A 17,435-nucleotide genomic window follows, 5' to 3' on the forward strand; every position below is an offset into this window, starting at 1 on the left:
CCATTTTCCAAAGACAAGCAGTGCTACAACTACCGCGGTGTTAGTTTTTTCTGCTCAAGGAATTCACCTAGTCCTGTTGTAACATCAAATGGTCGACAAAAACGGCGAATGACATGCCCATCTTGTTCTAAATCGACACATAATGGATCTGGTACAGAAACATTCAGCAAACTACCCGAACGGTTAGATTTGTCCCGGTACATTTTAAATGTATAGCGATGGTTAGCATTAAACTGGTGAATCACATGAAATGTTTCTGCACGATCCGGAGAGATCGGATAGAAACGGATCACCACTTCATATTGTTTAGCAGGCACAGATAAATATAAGCTGTTAGTTTGGCTAAGCACTGAACCTTGTAATCTCACAATCCCTTGATGAATTGCCTGATTACTAATTCTTCGTGTTTGCGCATCCACTACAGTAATATCATTTAGTCGTTCAAATTCACAACTCTTCGCGCCCGAACAATATATTGCTGCATTCTGCCCCAAATTTTCTTGTTCAGCCTGCTTAATGCGGACAGTATCCACTACATTGTAAGTGCTTTGACAAGCACTGAGTGTTATTGCGCACAGGCTCAACAAAAAGCTATGAGTAACGTTCCTCTTCATTGTTCAAGCCCAATCCTCATCTAGTGCATAATTCTAAGGTGTTTTTATGCTTTAGCATGTTAGCAAGAGTTTGAACGCTACGCCATGGCTATGTTTAAAATGTACCGAAAGGTTAATTCAACTCTTGGAATACCCAAGGACGAACTTGTTTAGTTTTTTCTTCATAAGCGCGAATTGCGTCCGCATTTTGAAGAGTTAAACCAATATCATCCAATCCATTTAACAAGCAGTGCTTACGAAATGGATCAACTTCAAATTTAAACGCTTCACCTGTTGGCGTACGTACTTCTTGAGCCGCTAAATCAATTGTTAATTGATATCCCTCATTAGCAGCACATTCTTTAAATAACTGCTCAACTGTTTCTTCTGGCAAAATGACAGGTAACATGCCATTTTTAAAACAGTTATTAAAGAAAATATCAGCAAAGCTTGGTGCAATAACGGTACGGAATCCATATTCATTTAATGCCCAAGGCGCATGCTCACGACTTGAACCACAACCAAAGTTAGTACGAGCAATCAAAACAGTTGCTCCTTGATAACGAGGCTGGTTTAAAACAAAGTCCGGATTTTTTGGACGTACTGAATTGTCTTGTCCCGGATAGCCTTCGTCTAAATAACGAAGCTCGTCAAATAAGTTGTCGCCAAAACCAGTACGTTTAATCGACTTTAAAAACTGTTTTGGAATAATTAAATCTGTATCAACATTGGCACGATCTAATGGTGCAACGATACCTTGTTCAACTGTATAAGCTTTCATGGTTTGCTCCAGACCGAATTAAAATGAACGAACATCAACGAAGTGACCAGCGATTGCAGCCGCTGCCGCCATTGCCGGGCTCACCAAGTGAGTACGACCACCATTGCCTTGACGGCCTTCAAAGTTACGATTAGACGTCGATGCACAGTGTTCACCTGGTTGTAACTTGTCTGCATTCATTGCTAGACACATTGAACAACCCGGCTCACGCCATTCAAAGCCAGCTTCCAAGAAGATTTTATCCAAGCCTTCTTTTTCAGCTTGTTGTTTAACTAAACCAGACCCCGGAACAATCATAGCTTGCTTAATGGTAGATGCCACTTTACGGCCCTTAACCACCTCAGCCGCAGCACGAATATCTTCAATACGAGAGTTAGTACAAGAACCAATAAAGACACGATCAAGCTGAATATCAGCTAATGCCTGACCTGCATTTAAACCCATATATTGATAAGCACGTGTCCAATCATTACGTTGTACGTCATCTTTCGCTTGTTCTAAAGTTGGCACAGCTTCAGTAACTGGAATAACCATTTCTGGTGAAGTTCCCCAAGATACTTGTGGTTCAATTTCTGCGCCATTTAACTCAACTACAGCATCAAACACAGCATCTTCGTCTGAATGCAATGTGTTCCAGTAAGCAACTGCTTGATCCCATTGCTCGCCTTTTGGTGCGTAACTACGGCCTTTCACATATTCAATGGTCTTGTCATCAACAGCCACCATACCGACACGCGCACCTGCTTCAATCGCCATGTTACAGACCGTCATACGTCCTTCAATCGACATATCACGGAAAACCTGACCACCGAATTCGATTGCATAGCCCGTACCACCAGCGGTACCAATTTTACCGATAATGGCCAACACCACATCTTTTGGTGTTACGCCTTTACCCAATACGCCATTTACGCGAACCAACATGTTTTTAGATTTTTTCTGAATCAAGCATTGTGTTGCTAACACATGTTCAACTTCAGATGTTCCAATACCATGCGCCAAGCAACCAAAAGCACCGTGAGTGGCTGTATGTGAATCACCACATACAACTGTCATGCCCGGTAAAGTTAAGCCCTGTTCAGGTCCAACCACATGCACAATACCCTGACGGATATCATTAATACTAAATTCAACAATATTAAAGGCTTTACAGTTGTCATCTAAGGTTTGAACTTGAATACGAGACGTATCATCTTCAATACCAGCGATGCCTTGGTCACGTTCCTTTTTAGACGTTGGAACATTGTGGTCCGGTGTAGCAACGTTTGCACTTAAACGCCACGGTTGACGATCCGCAAGTTGCAAACCTTCAAATGCTTGTGGACTTGTCACTTCATGCAATAAATGACGGTCAATGTATAGTAAACATGAGCCATCATCACGCTGTGAAACAACGTGGTCATCCCACAATTTGTCATATAAAGTTTTGCCTGCCATGTCGTCTTGCTCCATTGGACTGGGTAATTCTGATCTTTATTCGATTATAGCCAGAGTTTCACATAAATCTAATTTATCATTTTTATAAATTAGAAAACTTTTTGGAATAAATTATAATTTCCATAAGGCACATCAAATTTAATAAATCGTTTTTGTTAATGATTATCATTTGCATAATCAATTTTTAATCTTATACTCTAATGCCTATACTAAAAATATCTAAAGTGGCTAAAGAGAATGATCATGGCTAATATCCAAAAATTCGTTATAAATAATCAACGTACCTTAAAGAAAACCTTAAGCTATTACATTATGCATATTACTGTCGCAATGCTAGTCGCATACTTTGTAACAGGTAATATCTGGATGGCTTTAACATTAAGTATGCTTGAACCAACCGTACAAGCTTTTGCTTTTTTCTTCCATGAAAAAGTTTGGGCTGCTAAAGATCGCCGCATATCAGCCTTAGCTGAAAAAGAAACAACGGCTTAGGCTAAGATTAGTGCGGTAATTCACAACTTTCTCACTCGTTTTGCTGCAAGCATGATACGATTTTGGCTCGGCAACTTTAGCCCCTCGATTTTTCTATTCCAAGTTGAGTTGTATTATGAATCTTGCAGCCTTTGAAGCTTTTGTAAAAGTTATGGAAACAGGGTCTATCTCTGTGGCAGCAGATCAGTTATTTATTACTCAACCTGCTGTTACCAAACGAATTCACAGCTTAGAAGAATATTTTGGCGTAAAACTATTCGAATCTGCAGGTCGTGGTGTTCAGGCAACTCATGCTGCACATTCCTTACTTCCTAAAGTTAAAAACTGGTTAAATGAGCTGGGTGATATTCACCATACGCTGAGCCATGAACAAACTCAGGTACAAGGCCGCTTGAAAGTCGGTACGAGTCACCATATTGGTTTACATCACTTACCTGCACCGCTTAAACATTTTGTTCAGCAATTTCCTCAAGTCACTCTAGATGTGCATTTTGTTGACTCAGAGCAAGCCCATGAACAAGTATTGGCTGGTGATTTAGAACTAGCATTTTTAACGCTTCCTCCTTCAGGAGATGAGCGTCTTAACTACATTACAATTTGGAATGATCCTTTAGTTTTTGTTGCTGCCCCTTTTCATCCGCTGGCACAAAAGAAGAATCTTACCTTACAAGATTTAATTGAATATCCAAGCTTATTACCCGCTGCACAAACTTATACTGCTCAAATCACTTTAGCTGAGTTTGAAAAACAAGGACTTAAACCAAAAATTACCATGAGCAATAACCCTCTTGAGTCTATTCGCATGTTAGTCTCGATTGGTTTGGGTTGGTCAGTTTTACCAAAAACTCTATTGAATCAGGATATGCAGCAACTTGATTTAAATGTTGAGATGAATCGTCAATTAGGTATGGTTTGGCATCCTGCACGCACTCAATCTAGAGCCATGCAGGAGTTGATTAAAATGATGCAGGATGCATAAAAGGCTCTTATTTAAGCATCTAATTTAATTTACCCAAGCTTTAAGAGGCTTCTAATTTGTTGCACCATTTGGTTTTCATCAAGCATATGATGTGGAATCGTCATCGTTAATAGCTGATCTGATCGAAAATGACGGTCTACTTCAAGCATAACGTGAATTTGATTAGGTTCAGCAACAAAAGATACCTCAACTTCATTAAATCCGCTAAACATATGTGAAGAGACAAATTCAAGCTCTTGGTAACAACCAATCGTTGATCTAAAATTTCGCGCAGTCAGCTGCCCTTTTTCTACATCTACTGTCGATAGAACGAAGCCACATCGCTGCATAGCCTGTAGAAACATTTGCATGGCTGGAGTTGGCAGAACCTTTAGATAATCACGATCAGTCGCATCTAATCCCCAATCAACATCCATATGGGTTTGAATCCAAACACGTGCACCATTTCTTCGACAAGCAACCTCAGTAATTGGTGTCTCAAATGGTAGTTTAATACTAAAAGGGAAAGAATGCGCTTGATGTGCTGGCAAGAGGAATCGAGAGTTCACTAACCACTCTTGTAAAACTAAAGGTTGGTTAAACTCATGATCACCAGATTCGACTTCTGCCATCGTCACCAATTGCAAATAAAGACCATTAATCTCTTTATCAGATGATCCACCTTTAAAGCTAATTTCTCCATGCAATGTGCTGCCTGCTTGCAAGCTTGGGTTCTGTAAAACAGTTTCTACCGTCACACCTTGAAGACCCAAACCAGACATAATTTTACTAAACATTTTTTCTCTAACCTTTCGAATTATTTCCTGTCATCTGTAGCAGCATACTTATTATTAAAGTGTATCATCTCCAGCGAGCTGAATCTTACCATCTGCAACTTCATTCATAAATTGCTGATAGTCATTTAGATTACGTTCTGCATATTCTTCTGCATACATTTGTAATACTTCTACTATTGTATTACCTTCGCCAAGATATCCCATAAGTACATCTGCATTTCCAGATTTAGCATGGGCATGAGCTAAGGCTAATCCACAACTTTCGGCATACTCATAGAAATACTCATCATCCATGTCACTAAGATCAACCGAAATTTTCATATCACGTAACTGACGTACATGAAAATGTTGAGTCGATATAGAAGAGAACCCAAGAAATATATCACTTGCGGCCTGCATGAGCTGCTGACCATGCACTACACGCTCACCTTCGTGATTTACCTTGTCTACAAATAATGGGCTAAGAATTGATGGATTCGCTTCTTTCATTTGTAAAATTAACGGTTCCCGATCTGCATCTTGAAATAATGCAATCGCTGATCGAGTACCAACACTTCCGACACCTACTACTTTCAAAGCTACATCTGTACGTTGATAACGATCAAAAAGCACTTGGCGATCATATTTTAAAGAATCACGGTATTGTTGAAAAAACACATCAACATCTTTACCAAATGGCTCATCTACATCTGGATGCCATAATAACGGCGCATCATCCACAAAATGACGAAATCCTGTATCTTGATCTTGCTGCGTAAGCTTTGGCAAAACAGAGTACGCAGTTCTTTTCTGTGCTGAATCAAGATGCTTCTCGCGTTTCTTTCTTAGTTTTCGACACTCAGTATTTTCTAATAATGTACTGGCATCAACTTTTTCATACCACACTTGTAATGGTGAAAGTTCTGTAATTTCTAATAAGTGCTGACGATAACTATTCAGCATTATTTTAATTGCTTTTAACCCGACTTTCTCTGCAAGATGAATATCACGCGCTGCAATTACAAAACTGGTTGCTAAACGCTTTACATCCCATTCAAACGGGGCAACTAAAGTTTCGTCAAAATCATTAATTCCAAATAACAGGTTACGTTCTGGACTTGCAAAACCACCAAAATTACTTAAATGACAATCCCCACAAATCTGTTGAAATAAGCCTGAATTTACCGGCTCCCACGCTTGATCAAATAGCATCAAAGAAGGCATGCCACGATAAAATGTAAATGGAGAAACACTCATCCGTTTTGCACGAATCGGTTTGAGTTTTTCTAAACGTCCTTGGTTACTCCAATCATAGACCGTTAAAGCAGTTGTACCTTTTGGTCGTTCAGAAAGCTTTGATAGCTGTTCACGTGGAACTTTTTTACGTTGAGCCTTACCTAATTTGAAGCCTTCGCTTTTATTTAGTAGTTTCCCCTGATAGCTATGACGTGTTAAATCAATACTTTCATCATTCCAAAGTTGTTTTGGTAATTTAATTGGTGTTGTTTTTGACATTATTCCCTCATTTTTAAATTAAAATTTTTTATATTCTGAAATCTTTACCAAGATAAAATTTATTTTATTAATCATAGCAATATCTTTTTTTAGCTAAGATTTACAAGAAATATTAAAAAATGATTTTAAATATAGTTAAGAGTTGGAAGACCTCAAAACTTTTCAAATTGTTCTTCCAACTCCACAATTTTAAATCGACCAGTCCTGAATGTCCCAATTGTGTTCTTGAGCCAGTTTTTCAAGGCGATCATCAGGATTTACTGCAATTGCATGCGTTGCATATTCAAGTAAAAAACGGTCATTAATTGAATCGGAATACGCCCAAGACTCAGACACGTTACGGCCTTCCAACCATGCATTTAGACGTGCAAGTTTGCCTTTTTGATAACACGCTAAACCAGCAACTTTACCCGTATATTTTCCGTCAGCCACTTCAGCATTGGTTGCTAAAATTTCGGTAATCCCAAATTCACGGAAAATCGGCGCAGTAATAAAATCACTCGTTGCCGTAATACCCACAATAGTATGGCCTAAATCTTGATGTTTTTTGATTGCGTCAAAACCTTTTGGACGCATTTGCGGACGAATGACTTTTTGCATGAACAATTGGTGGAGCTCAGTTAAGTAGTCGTTGTCATGCTGCGTTAAAAATCCGAAAACAAATTCATTATAAGCATATGGGTCAAGTTGCCCTGCTTTGTAATCTTCATAAAATTTATCATTCATCTGACGATGATGAACCGGATCAACCAAACCTTCATTGACTAAAAATTCACCCCAAGAATGGTCTGAATCGGTATTTAACAAGGTATGGTCTAAATCAAACAACGCCAGTTTCATGAAAATTCTCGTTTAAACTGAAATTTAAGAAAAAAAATGTAAATCTATCTCCGCTAGTCGATAGAAATTCGTTAAGATCGTAGCAATTTAAACATTTTACTTTGATCTTTTCGAGCTGGACATAAAAAAGTGTTTGTCCCCGCGATTAAAGTCAACGATATAGACAATATTTAGGTAGCCAAATGATCGACTCAGAAGGTTTCCGACCGAATGTCGGGATCATTTTGGCAAACGATGATGGACAGGTTTTATGGGCAAAGCGCATTGGTCACAATGCTTGGCAATTTCCACAAGGAGGCATCCAGTTTGGAGAAACCCCTGAACAGGCACTTTTTCGAGAACTGAGAGAAGAAATCGGCTTATTGCCCGAACATGTCCAGATTATTGCGCAAACCAAAGGATGGCTGCGTTATCGTTTGCCACATCGGTATATTCGGTCAGACTCTGACCCCGTATGTATCGGACAGAAACAAAAATGGTTTTTACTGAAGTTAACTGCGCCTGCAAAAAATATTCAGTTAAACCTCTCCGACCCGCCCGAATTCGATGAATGGCAGTGGGTTAGCTATTGGTATCCTCTTGGACAAGTGGTGAACTTCAAACGTGATGTTTATCGTAAAGCCATGGTGGAGTTGTGTACACAGTTGCCGATGCAACAATTACCCTAAAAATCATTTATCTAGCAAATGATTTTTATTAAAAGTGCTGTTATAAATACATTCATAGTCTAAAAAATACTGGAGTATACATCCATGTCAAACATGCAACTCGACACTCTACGGCGCATTGTCCAAGAGGTTAATGCGTCCGTCAGTTTGCATGAATCATTAGACATCATGGTTAATCAGGTTGCTGAGGCCATGAAAGTGGATGTTTGCTCTATTTATTTACTCGACGAACGCAATCAGCGCTATGTATTGATGGCCTCTAAAGGCTTAAATCCAGAATCTGTAGGCCATGTTTCTTTGCAACTCGGTGAAGGCTTGGTTGGTCTGGTCGGGCAACGTGAAGAAATCGTTAACCTTGACAATGCGCCAAAACATGAGCGTTTCTTGTATTTACCTGAAACAGGCGAAGAAATTTATAACTCATTCCTTGGCGTACCAGTCATGTACCGTCGTAAGGTTATGGGTGTTTTGGTTGTCCAAAACAAACTGCCACAAGATTTTAGCGAAGCTGCCGAGTCTTTTTTAGTTACGCTGTGTGCCCAGCTTTCTGGCGTGATTGCCCACGCTCATGCAGTTGGAAATATTGACGTATTTCGTAAGCCGAGTAATGGACCTGCCTATAAAACCTTCCAGGGTGCTTCAGGTGCAGGTGGCGTTGCTTTAGGTCGCGCTATTATTTTATATCCGCCTGCCGATTTGGGTTCTGTGCCTGATCGTGAAGCAGAAGATATTAGTGATGAACTTCGAATTTTAGATCAAGCCATTTCATCAGTACGTTCAGAGATCCGTTCTTTAGATGAAAAAATGCATGATTCTCTCATGGCCGAAGAGCGCGCTCTATTTAGTGTTTTCTTAAGAATGCTAGATGAAAATGCATTGCCAGCAGAAATTAAAGAACTCATTCGTGATGGACATTGGGCACAAGGTGCAGTACGTCGTGTCATTGAAAAACACACTGCCCTTTTTGCACAAATGGAAGACGACTATCTTCGTGAGCGAGTTTCTGATCTTAAAGATTTAGGGCGACGTATTTTAGCTTCTTTGCAAGAAGAAGACTCTAGCCATCGTGACCTGAGTCCAGACAGTATTTTAATTGGTGAAGAAATTAGTACTGCTGCTCTCGTTGAGTTGCCAGTAGACAATATTGCAGCGATTGTGACATCCGAAGGTGCAGCCAACTCACATATGGTGATTGTGGCTCGTGCATTAGGTATTCCCACTGTAGTTGGTGTAACTGAACTGCCAGTTAACACACTTGATGATGCAGAAATGATTGTGGATGCCTATCAAGGCCGTGTTTTTGTAAACCCTCCACGTCGTTTACGTCAACGCTATAAAGAAATCCAAAAAGAAGATGAACAAATCGCAAAAGATCTCAAACAATACGAGACCAAAGAAGCGATTACTCCAGATGGTGTGTCTGTTCAGCTCTATGTGAATACGGGCCTCATGATTGACGTAGTACGCGGAGTACAACGTGGCGCTCAAGGCGTAGGTCTATACCGAAGTGAAATTCCATTCATGTTACGGGAACGTTTCCCGGGTGAAGAAGAACAACGCGCAATCTACCGTCAACAGTTGAGCCATTTCGCCAACAAACCTGTGGTGATGCGAACTCTGGATATTGGTGCCGATAAAGACTTGCCGTATTTCAGTATTGAAGAAGAAAACTCGGCATTAGGCTGGCGTGGTATTCGTTTCACGCTCGATCATCCCGAGATTTTTTCTTCGCAAATTCGCGCCATGCTCAAAGCTAGTATTGGTTTAAATAATTTGCATATTTTATTGCCAATGGTCACTACAGTCAGTGAAGTCGAAGAAGTACTTTATTTACTTGAGCGTGACTGGATTGCAGTGCAAGAAGAAGAGCAAGTTAAAATTACCAAACCAAAAATTGGAATTATGGTTGAGGTGCCGAGCGTACTGCTACAAATTGATGAGTTTGCTGAACTCGTCGATTTCTTCTCGGTCGGCTCAAATGACTTAACCCAGTATTTACTTGCAGTTGACCGTAATAATCCACATGTAGCAAACGTTTACTCACACTTTCACCCATCCATTCTACGTGCGCTAACCCGCTTAGTTAAAGAATGTCATGAATACAAAAAACCTATCAGTATTTGTGGTGAAATGGCAGGTGATCCATTATCAGCAATCCTGCTCATGGCAATGGGCTTTAATACCCTTTCAATGAGCTCGAGTAATATTTTGCGTGTACGAAAAGCAATTTGTCATGTACCAATGACAGATGCACAAAAATTGCTGGATGATGTCATGAAAATGAATAATCCACTCATCGTGAAAAGTTGGCTTGAGTACTATTTTAAAACTCACGGTTTAGCTGATATGGTTAAATCGAATCGAATCGTAAATGTTTAATATATAAACAATAAAGGAGAGCACTGCTCTCCTTTATTCATTTGAGATCGCTTCTACTACAACTAAATATAAAAATTTCATCTCACTATTGCCGCCATCTTAATCTATTAAATAAACATATAATCGGTTTTTTAAATCAATATTGACAGTTTAATCCATTTGAAAAATAAGACTCCTACTCCTAGTATATTTACAGAGCGTTATTAAAAGATCTTACGTTGTTCCAACAATTGAAGAGGTAATTCTATGCATCGTTATTTACAAGTTCCATCTTATTTTTCCTCTTGTTTTTTAACCTTCATGCAGTAAATTGGAGGAATAACAAGTAAAGGAATCTGATGCATTATTAAATAAAATATAATGGCCGACATCTCAGTGAAAAGACTTTTAAACGGTTTCTCTCACCATTTGTTCTCCCATTTCTTTATTTAGTAAACATGAGTTTTTAAACCAGAAGTCCAGGAAAATGAGCCCTAACATTTTACGAAGAGCTCAATAATTATTACCCAGAGAGAATATAACCATGTCAGACGAATCAAAATGCCCTTTTTCAGGCCATAAATCAAAACCAGAGGTAACGGTCGGTGGTGGCACGCCTAGTTTACATTGGTGGCCAAAACAACTACGCGTCGACCTACTCAACCAACATTCAGAACGCTCTAATCCACTTGGTAAAGAATTTAATTACCGTCAAGAATTTAAAAAACTCGACTACTACACCCTCAAAGCTGATATCAAAAATGTATTAACCGATTCTCAAGATTGGTGGCCAGCCGATTGGGGAAATTATACAGGCTTATTTATTCGATTAGCATGGCATGCTGCCGGGACATATCGCATGGGCGATGGTCGTGGTGGTGCTGGTCGTGGTCAACAACGTTTTGCGCCATTAAATAGTTGGCCTGACAATGCAAGCTTAGATAAAGCGCGCCGCTTATTATGGCCAGTTAAACAAAAATACGGTCAAAAAATATCGTGGGCAGATTTATTTATTCTTGCTGGAAACATCGCACTTGAATCTTCGGGTTTCCGCACCTTCGGTTTTGGTGCAGGTCGTGAAGATGTTTGGGAACCAGACAACGATGTAAACTGGGGCGATGAAAAAGAATGGTTAGCTCATCGCAACTCTGAAGCATTAGAAGGCAGTAATCTCGCTGCAACCGAAATGGGTCTAATTTATGTAAACCCTGAAGGCCCACAAGCCAGCGGTGATCCTAAATCAGCTGCACCATTTATTCGCGCGACTTTCGGCAATATGGCAATGGATGATGAAGAAATTGTTGCCTTAATCGCAGGCGGTCATACTTTAGGTAAAACTCACGGCGCTGCCTCTGCTGACCATGTTCAGGCTGATCCTGAGGGAGCTTCAATTGAACAAATGGGCTTTGGCTGGTCAAACAGTTTTGGTACTGGTGTGGGTAAAGATGCAATCACCTCAGGTTTAGAAGTGATTTGGTCACAAACGCCAACACAATGGAGCAACTACTTCTTTGAAAACCTATTCAAATACGAGTGGGTACAAGAGCGTTCACCTGCTGGTGCAATTCAATGGGTAGCAGCAGATGCTGAGGCAATCATTCCAGATCCATTCGACCCATCAGTTAAACGTAAGCCAACAATGCTTACTACAGATTTGACCTTACGTTTTGATCCTGAGTTTGAAAAGATCTCTCGTCGTTTCCTTAACGATCCACAAGCATTTGCCAATGCTTTTGCTCGCGCTTGGTTCAAATTAACTCACCGTGATATGGGGCCAAAAGCACGTTATTTAGGTCCTGAAGTTCCGGCTGAAGATTTAATCTGGCAAGACCCATTACCTGCTGCCAGCGCTATACCATCTGCTGCTAGCATAGATGATGCAAAAGCAAAAATTGTTGCATTGGGATTATCTGCTGGTGAGCTAGTTTCCCTTGGTTGGGCTTCAGCATCCACGTTCCGTGGTGGAGACAAGCGTGGCGGTGCAAATGGTGCACGTATTGCTTTATCGCCACAACGTGAATGGGACGTAAATAAAAAAGCAGTTGAGACTTTAACTAAAATTGAAGAACTCAAAGCTTCTACTCAATTATCATTAGCTGATTTAATCGTGCTTGCAGGTAATGTTGGTGTAGAACAAGCTGCGCAAGCGGCAGGTTTCAACATTAGCGTTCCATTTGCCCCTGGTCGTGTTGATGCAATACAAAGTCAAACTGATGTCGAATCTTTCCAATTACTCCTTGGCCTTGCCGATGGTTTTAGAAACTGGAAAAAAGAGGGTGTCAGCGCAACAACTGAGGCATTATTAATTGATAAAGCACAACAGCTGACTTTGACTGCACCAGAGTTAACTGCATTGATTGGTGGCTTACGTGTACTGGGCACCAACTGGGATGGCTCACAACACGGTGTATTTACTCAGCAAGTTGGTGTACTTAGCACAGACTTCTTTACGAACTTACTCGACATGTCAACTGTATGGGCGCCTGTTGACTCAACAAGCGAAGTATTTGAAGGCAAAGATCGTAAAACAGGCGCAGTAAAATTTACCGCAACTCGTAATGATTTAGTTTTCGGTTCAAACTCAATCTTACGTGCATTAGCCGAAGTTTATGCTCAGGCAGATGGTAAAGAAAAATTTGTTCAAGACTTTGTTGCTGCATGGACTAAAGTCATGAATCTTGACCGTTTTGACTTAGCTTAATTTAAGTCAAAATAGTAAAAAGCCAGTTCAATTTGAACTGGCTTTTTTAATATCAAGCATCGTTTTTTAAACAGTCAGTTTGTGTCCTTCCCGAATGCAATAAAAAGGATTTGCAAGCTTTGACGAAGCTTTAATTGCCTGTGCTAGAGCATGCTCTGGGTCTTCTCGGTCTTCATCAGTCAACTGGAAAGTTCGATAATGAATCGCAATAGAACGATGAGCCTGTAAATCGAAGTGCGCATGTAGCGCATCTTGCGGGTTCATATGAACATAGCTCATCAGTTCACGTGGCTCATACGCACCTATTGGAAGCAAGGCAACTCGCGGTGCGCCATAACGGGCATGTATTTGCTTAAAATGACCCGCATAACCGGTATCACCCGCAAAGAAACAATGACCTGTTTTAGCCACAACCGAAAAGCCGCCCCAAAGTGCCTTATTCTGGTCGCGCAAACCACGACCTGAACCATGCTGTGCAGGTGTATAGATTATTCTTAATTCGTGATAGGGAATTTCTTGCCACCAATCCATCTCAATGACATGAAACTCTTTAGGTAGATAAAACCCATTCCCAAGTCCAGTGTAAATTGGCATTGCGAATTTTTTATGTAGCCATTCAAGTGTCGCCAAGTCCATATGATCATAATGATTATGGCTGAGCAAAACTCCATGAATCGTCGGTAATTGTTCTAGTGCAAAACCTGCTGGGCATACACGGCGTGGGCCACGCCCTTGTGAAGGACTTGCATAATCACACCACACTGGGTCGGTAATAAAGTTATAAGGACCAATCTGAACCAATACCGTTGCATGCCCAACAAACCAAACTTGCCAATCATCCAGATCTGCCTGAGGTCGATTTTGCGGCAAAGCTACAGCCGTATTTACACGGGTTTCATATTCATTTTGAATATCCACTTTCCATGTAAAAGACTCACGCGTAACCAACCAACGCAATAACTCTTTTGAGCCACGAGCAGGTGATTTAGGTTGTTGATTATAAAAACGTGTATCCGTTTCATGCCCAGACTCGGGATGACAAAAAGGAGGTTTTATCCATGTATGCGTCCAACAGGACTGAGTCGGCAATTGATATGTTAATGTCGGCTTGTCTTTCATGGGCTTTTCTATGTTTTAGCATCAGCAGAATGGATGTGATCAGGTTTCTATCTTAACGATTAAAACAAATTAAGCTATGGCACTTACACTTATTTATCATATAAATATCCATTTTATCGTGGTCATAGCTAACCTAAGTTAAATTAGAGTGCCATAAAAAACACTTAGATGTGTTGAGTTTATGCGTCAGTAATTACCATTCTTACTAAGACTTCTTGTATAACATAACAATTAGAAGATGCCGAAAGCCGCTATAGAACCTGTCTATTTCATCTTTGTCGCCTATAATTTTTACGTTAGGATTCTTTTGTGCAATGAAAACAATATATTTAGTAACAATTAGATTTGAGTAGATGTTAGCGACCTATAGGTTATAAATTTATTTTATTATTCTAGTTTTTGCATAATATGAGAATTTCTTAAATGAATATTTAAATCCTTTAGAAAATTCTTTGATTAATTATAAATAATGTATTTATTATTTAATTATTAATATATTTTATGAATTATTTGAGCTTATATTCCCATATTAAATCTTTAATGAAAATTAAAATTCCATTTATTTTATAAATACCTAAATCACCTTCACGCTATATCTATTTATGCTTTATACTTCACTTAAATCATAGTAAGACATTTTTTGGATTAGTCTTATGGAACTACGCCATCTCCGATATTTCATTACCGTTGCTGAAGAATTAAATTTTAGTAAAGCCGCTCTTAAACTTTTTACCGCACAGCCCTCTCTTAGCCAACAAATTAAAGATTTAGAAGAAGACGTTGGTGTACGACTTTTAAACCGCACAAAACGCAAAGTTGAGTTAACAGAAGAAGGCGAAGTATTTTTAGAACATGCTCGACTCACCCTCGCTCAGGCTGAAAAAGCGGTCGCTATGGCACGACAAGTTTCTAAGGCTAAACAGCAATTGTTACGTATCGGTTTCGTTCCCATCGCAGAAATGAAAATTTTCCCTTATGTACTTCCTAATCTGCGACTACAACACCCAGACCTCACCATTGAATTATCTAATTTAAACAATACTGAACAGCTTAAAGCCTTAAAAAAAGGAGAGCTGGACATTACGTTTACTCGTGAAAATACAAATAGTGATGAAATACAAAGCCAATTTGTTTTAACTGAACCCCTGATTTTCTTACTTCCTAAAAATCATCCACTTGCTCAATATGATCGAATCCCAGTCCATGCCTTACAAGGTATTGACTTTATTATTCCGGCAGCCGAGCAATCACAAACCTTACATAACACTATTTTAGATTTTGCTAAAACTCATAACATTGAACTGAATATTGTTCAAAGAGCAGACAGTATATTATTCAATATTAACTCTCTTGGTTCTGGATTAGGCTGTACAATTTTACCTGCCTACGTTGCGCCTTTAGGCATCAAAAACACGATAGTTCGCCCACTGGATGTCGACTTACCAACACTTGATTTATTCGTAAATTACCGTAAAAACTCACAGTCTTTAGGCGTTCAAAAATTCATTGACCAGCTCACTAAAGTATTCCATTTAGATAAAAACTTAAACCATGCTTAATTATTACGAATAACTTTATTATTAAGCACATGATTAATAAGATCATCTTTATAAAAAAGTATAAATAAATATTCCTTCTATTTATTTTATACTTTTTATAAACAGTTTAATCCGCGGTAATGTCTTATTTTACCTAATAAGTAAAATTAAATATCTCATGAATATAAATGAAACGAATTGAAATAAAATCTATATAAAACCATATATTATTTTCACCATTTAATAAAAAATAATATATTTACCGTGTAATAAAGGAGACTAGGAAAATGGTTGGCGTATTTCAACATCTAGGACGTAGTGTACAAAACCGCCCGCATTTCTTTATTGCTTTATTCATAGGTATTGTCACAGCTGGTATTTTGACATGGTTAACATCATGGAAGTGGTCAACTATTTTATTAGTCAGCTGGAATGCTTCCGTTAGCATATATTTACTCCATGTTTGGCAACTCATGAAAAGTGCCGACCATTCACAAATGCAACAGCAAGCTAAAAAACAAGATGAAAGCAAATGGGTCATTATGCTGATTGTTTTATTGGCATTAATCATGTGTCTGGTTGCTATTCTAATTCAACTGTCACAGCTCCCTTCCGACAGTTCTGCAAAGTTAGGCCATGTGGCTTTAGCTTTACTCACCATTGTGTCTGCATGGCTTTTTATGCATACCGTTTTTGCTCTACATTATGCTCATGATTTTTATATAGCTTTATCTAGAAATGAAGAAAATGGAGGGTTAGATTTCCCTGGCACAAAGCAGCCAACTTATCCTGATTTTCTATATTTTAGTTATATTATTGGTACTTCTGCTCAAACTGCGGATGTGTCAATTACCACCAAGCACATGCGTCTTTTAAACTTATTTCACGCTGTGTTGTCTTTTGGATTTAATACCACCATTTTAGCGATTTGTATTAACGTTGCTGCTGGTTTTCTTACCAATTAAAACCTTTATTTGAAAACAAAAAAGCCACCCCTTTGGGTGACTTTTAAGAATATTAGGTTTACAGCAGTTGCCCCATAGTACTTTGTTTTAAGCCTTCACGCTGTTTGATCGTTTCAACATAACGGGTAATAGCAGGATGTGACTCAATCACATTCATTTTTAACTGCCATAAAAGCATTGCTCCAACACTTACATCTGCTGCGGTAAATTGCTCACCACATACATACGGATTCGCTTCACTCAATCCCTGAACTAAAGCTTGATAAGCATCGTTGTAATCGCCATAGCCAACAAACATTTTTTGCTCAGGTGATACTTCTATTCCTAAAGCTTTATCAACACCCGCAGCTTCCCAAGGGCCCGCCATCACAAATAACCAACGATAGTACAAACCACGTTTCGGATCATTCAAGGCTGGTGCCAAACCTTTATCACTAAACTTGTCGGCTAGATATGCACAGATTGCACCCAACTCATAAATCACGACATCGCCATCTACCAATACCGGTACTTTTCCAAAAGGATTAAGTTTTAGATATTCAGGCGATTTCATCTCGGTCTTATATGCGACTTCAATTCGTTCACATTCAACACCCAACTCGACCAAAAGCCAGTCAATAACTACACCACGTGACTCTTTGTTAGTATAAAGTTTAAGGCTCATTCTTATTGCTCCTTGTTTATCGTAGTTCTT

15 protein-coding genes are annotated in these 17,435 nt (G+C 39.2%); 7 read left to right on the forward strand and 8 right to left on the reverse strand.

All coding sequences use genetic code 11. The features are described from left to right. Positions 1 to 29: 29 nt before the first annotated feature. The 3 genes from KIP84_RS16475 to leuC all read right to left on the reverse strand — a co-directional run bounded on the left by KIP84_RS16475 (position 30) and on the right by leuC (position 2,811). Positions 30 to 614, reverse strand: coding sequence for a hypothetical protein (locus KIP84_RS16475; RefSeq protein WP_005066026.1), 585 nt, complete (start codon positions 612 to 614; stop codon positions 30 to 32). Between the two features lie 112 nt (positions 615 to 726). After that, complete coding sequence (gene leuD, locus KIP84_RS16480; RefSeq protein ID WP_002114814.1) at positions 727 to 1,374, reverse strand: 3-isopropylmalate dehydratase small subunit; 648 nt, start codon at positions 1,372 to 1,374, stop codon at positions 727 to 729. Positions 1,375 to 1,392: 18 nt separating this feature from the next. Next, a complete protein-coding gene (gene leuC / locus KIP84_RS16485; protein WP_069122099.1) occupies positions 1,393 to 2,811 on the reverse strand; it encodes a 3-isopropylmalate dehydratase large subunit in 1,419 nt (472 codons plus the stop codon). 237 nt (positions 2,812 to 3,048) lie between these two features. Between leuC and KIP84_RS16490 the strand changes: the two genes are divergently transcribed. Then, positions 3,049 to 3,303, forward strand: coding sequence for a DUF2061 domain-containing protein (locus KIP84_RS16490; RefSeq protein ID WP_005804193.1), 255 nt, complete (start codon positions 3,049 to 3,051; stop codon positions 3,301 to 3,303). Positions 3,304 to 3,418: 115 nt separating this feature from the next. After that, positions 3,419 to 4,282 carry a LysR family transcriptional regulator gene (locus tag KIP84_RS16495; RefSeq protein WP_005066023.1) on the forward strand — a complete coding sequence of 288 codons (864 nt, stop codon included), beginning with the start codon at positions 3,419 to 3,421 and terminating at the stop codon, positions 4,280 to 4,282. A 29-nt stretch (positions 4,283 to 4,311) separates the two neighbouring features. Here KIP84_RS16495 and KIP84_RS16500 read toward each other — a convergent pair whose 3' ends face one another. From KIP84_RS16500 to KIP84_RS16510, 3 genes are all read right to left on the reverse strand, one after another. Next, positions 4,312 to 5,058, reverse strand: coding sequence for a sporulation protein (locus KIP84_RS16500; RefSeq protein WP_213688927.1), 747 nt, complete (start codon positions 5,056 to 5,058; stop codon positions 4,312 to 4,314). A 54-nt stretch (positions 5,059 to 5,112) separates the two neighbouring features. Next, a complete protein-coding gene (locus KIP84_RS16505) occupies positions 5,113 to 6,552 on the reverse strand; it encodes a DUF2252 domain-containing protein (RefSeq protein WP_213688928.1) in 1,440 nt (479 codons plus the stop codon). A gap of 189 nt (positions 6,553 to 6,741) precedes the next feature. Then, positions 6,742 to 7,392 (reverse strand): HAD family hydrolase, encoded by a 651-nt coding sequence (locus KIP84_RS16510; protein WP_213688929.1) that lies wholly within the window; start codon positions 7,390 to 7,392, stop codon positions 6,742 to 6,744. 182 nt (positions 7,393 to 7,574) lie between these two features. Here KIP84_RS16510 and KIP84_RS16515 point away from each other — a divergent pair, with 182 nt between their 5' ends. The 3 genes from KIP84_RS16515 to katG all read left to right on the forward strand — a co-directional run bounded on the left by KIP84_RS16515 (position 7,575) and on the right by katG (position 13,119). Continuing rightward, positions 7,575 to 8,060: an RNA pyrophosphohydrolase gene (locus KIP84_RS16515; protein WP_000567255.1), complete on the forward strand. Its 486-nt coding sequence runs from the start codon at positions 7,575 to 7,577 to the stop codon at positions 8,058 to 8,060. An 84-nt stretch (positions 8,061 to 8,144) separates the two neighbouring features. Then, complete coding sequence (gene ptsP, locus KIP84_RS16520; protein ID WP_005066019.1) at positions 8,145 to 10,439, forward strand: phosphoenolpyruvate--protein phosphotransferase; 2,295 nt, start codon at positions 8,145 to 8,147, stop codon at positions 10,437 to 10,439. A gap of 523 nt (positions 10,440 to 10,962) precedes the next feature. After that, entirely contained in the window at positions 10,963 to 13,119 is a 2,157-nt protein-coding gene (gene katG / locus KIP84_RS16525; RefSeq protein WP_167564158.1) for a catalase/peroxidase HPI, read from the forward strand. A 66-nt stretch (positions 13,120 to 13,185) separates the two neighbouring features. Here katG and KIP84_RS16530 read toward each other — a convergent pair whose 3' ends face one another. Then, on the reverse strand, positions 13,186 to 14,238 hold the full coding sequence (locus KIP84_RS16530; RefSeq protein ID WP_005066015.1) for an MBL fold metallo-hydrolase: 1,053 nt from the start codon (positions 14,236 to 14,238) through the stop codon (positions 13,186 to 13,188). A gap of 653 nt (positions 14,239 to 14,891) precedes the next feature. Here KIP84_RS16530 and hcaR point away from each other — a divergent pair. Beyond that, the gene (hcaR, locus tag KIP84_RS16535; RefSeq protein ID WP_174725928.1) at positions 14,892 to 15,797 is read left to right on the forward strand and encodes a DNA-binding transcriptional regulator HcaR; all 906 of its coding nucleotides are present in this window, start codon (positions 14,892 to 14,894) and stop codon (positions 15,795 to 15,797) included. Positions 15,798 to 16,063: 266 nt separating this feature from the next. Beyond that, a complete protein-coding gene (locus tag KIP84_RS16540) occupies positions 16,064 to 16,741 on the forward strand; it encodes a DUF1345 domain-containing protein (RefSeq protein ID WP_005066012.1) in 678 nt (225 codons plus the stop codon). Positions 16,742 to 16,799: 58 nt separating this feature from the next. On the opposite strand, the gene KIP84_RS16545 is transcribed toward KIP84_RS16540, so the two are convergent. Then, the gene (locus KIP84_RS16545; RefSeq protein WP_161282806.1) at positions 16,800 to 17,405 is read right to left on the reverse strand and encodes a glutathione S-transferase family protein; all 606 of its coding nucleotides are present in this window, start codon (positions 17,403 to 17,405) and stop codon (positions 16,800 to 16,802) included. Positions 17,406 to 17,435 lie beyond the last annotated feature (30 nt).

Origin of the sequence: Acinetobacter sp. BHS4, assembly GCF_018454425.1 — a bacterium.
GTDB lineage: Bacteria > Pseudomonadota > Gammaproteobacteria > Pseudomonadales > Moraxellaceae > Acinetobacter > Acinetobacter pittii.

Excerpts from the sequence above, each read along its gene's own strand:
- KIP84_RS16495 (WP_005066023.1), top strand. The coding sequence starts at position 3,419 with ATGAATCTTGCAGCCTTTGAAGCTTTTGTAAAAGTTATGGAAACAGGG.
- KIP84_RS16505 (WP_213688928.1), bottom strand. The coding sequence starts at position 6,552 with ATGTCAAAAACAACACCAATTAAATTACCAAAACAACTTTGGAATGAT.
- leuC (WP_069122099.1), bottom strand. The coding sequence starts at position 2,811 with ATGGCAGGCAAAACTTTATATGACAAATTGTGGGATGACCACGTTGTT.
- KIP84_RS16510 (WP_213688929.1), bottom strand. The coding sequence starts at position 7,392 with ATGAAACTGGCGTTGTTTGATTTAGACCATACCTTGTTAAATACCGAT.
- KIP84_RS16515 (WP_000567255.1), top strand. The coding sequence starts at position 7,575 with ATGATCGACTCAGAAGGTTTCCGACCGAATGTCGGGATCATTTTGGCA.
- KIP84_RS16545 (WP_161282806.1), bottom strand. The coding sequence starts at position 17,405 with ATGAGCCTTAAACTTTATACTAACAAAGAGTCACGTGGTGTAGTTATT.
- leuD (WP_002114814.1), bottom strand. The coding sequence starts at position 1,374 with ATGAAAGCTTATACAGTTGAACAAGGTATCGTTGCACCATTAGATCGT.
- KIP84_RS16500 (WP_213688927.1), bottom strand. The coding sequence starts at position 5,058 with ATGTTTAGTAAAATTATGTCTGGTTTGGGTCTTCAAGGTGTGACGGTA.
- ptsP (WP_005066019.1), top strand. The coding sequence starts at position 8,145 with ATGTCAAACATGCAACTCGACACTCTACGGCGCATTGTCCAAGAGGTT.
- KIP84_RS16530 (WP_005066015.1), bottom strand. The coding sequence starts at position 14,238 with ATGAAAGACAAGCCGACATTAACATATCAATTGCCGACTCAGTCCTGT.
- KIP84_RS16475 (WP_005066026.1), bottom strand. The coding sequence starts at position 614 with ATGAAGAGGAACGTTACTCATAGCTTTTTGTTGAGCCTGTGCGCAATA.
- hcaR (WP_174725928.1), top strand. The coding sequence starts at position 14,892 with ATGGAACTACGCCATCTCCGATATTTCATTACCGTTGCTGAAGAATTA.
- katG (WP_167564158.1), top strand. The coding sequence starts at position 10,963 with ATGTCAGACGAATCAAAATGCCCTTTTTCAGGCCATAAATCAAAACCA.
- KIP84_RS16490 (WP_005804193.1), top strand. The coding sequence starts at position 3,049 with ATGATCATGGCTAATATCCAAAAATTCGTTATAAATAATCAACGTACC.
- KIP84_RS16540 (WP_005066012.1), top strand. The coding sequence starts at position 16,064 with ATGGTTGGCGTATTTCAACATCTAGGACGTAGTGTACAAAACCGCCCG.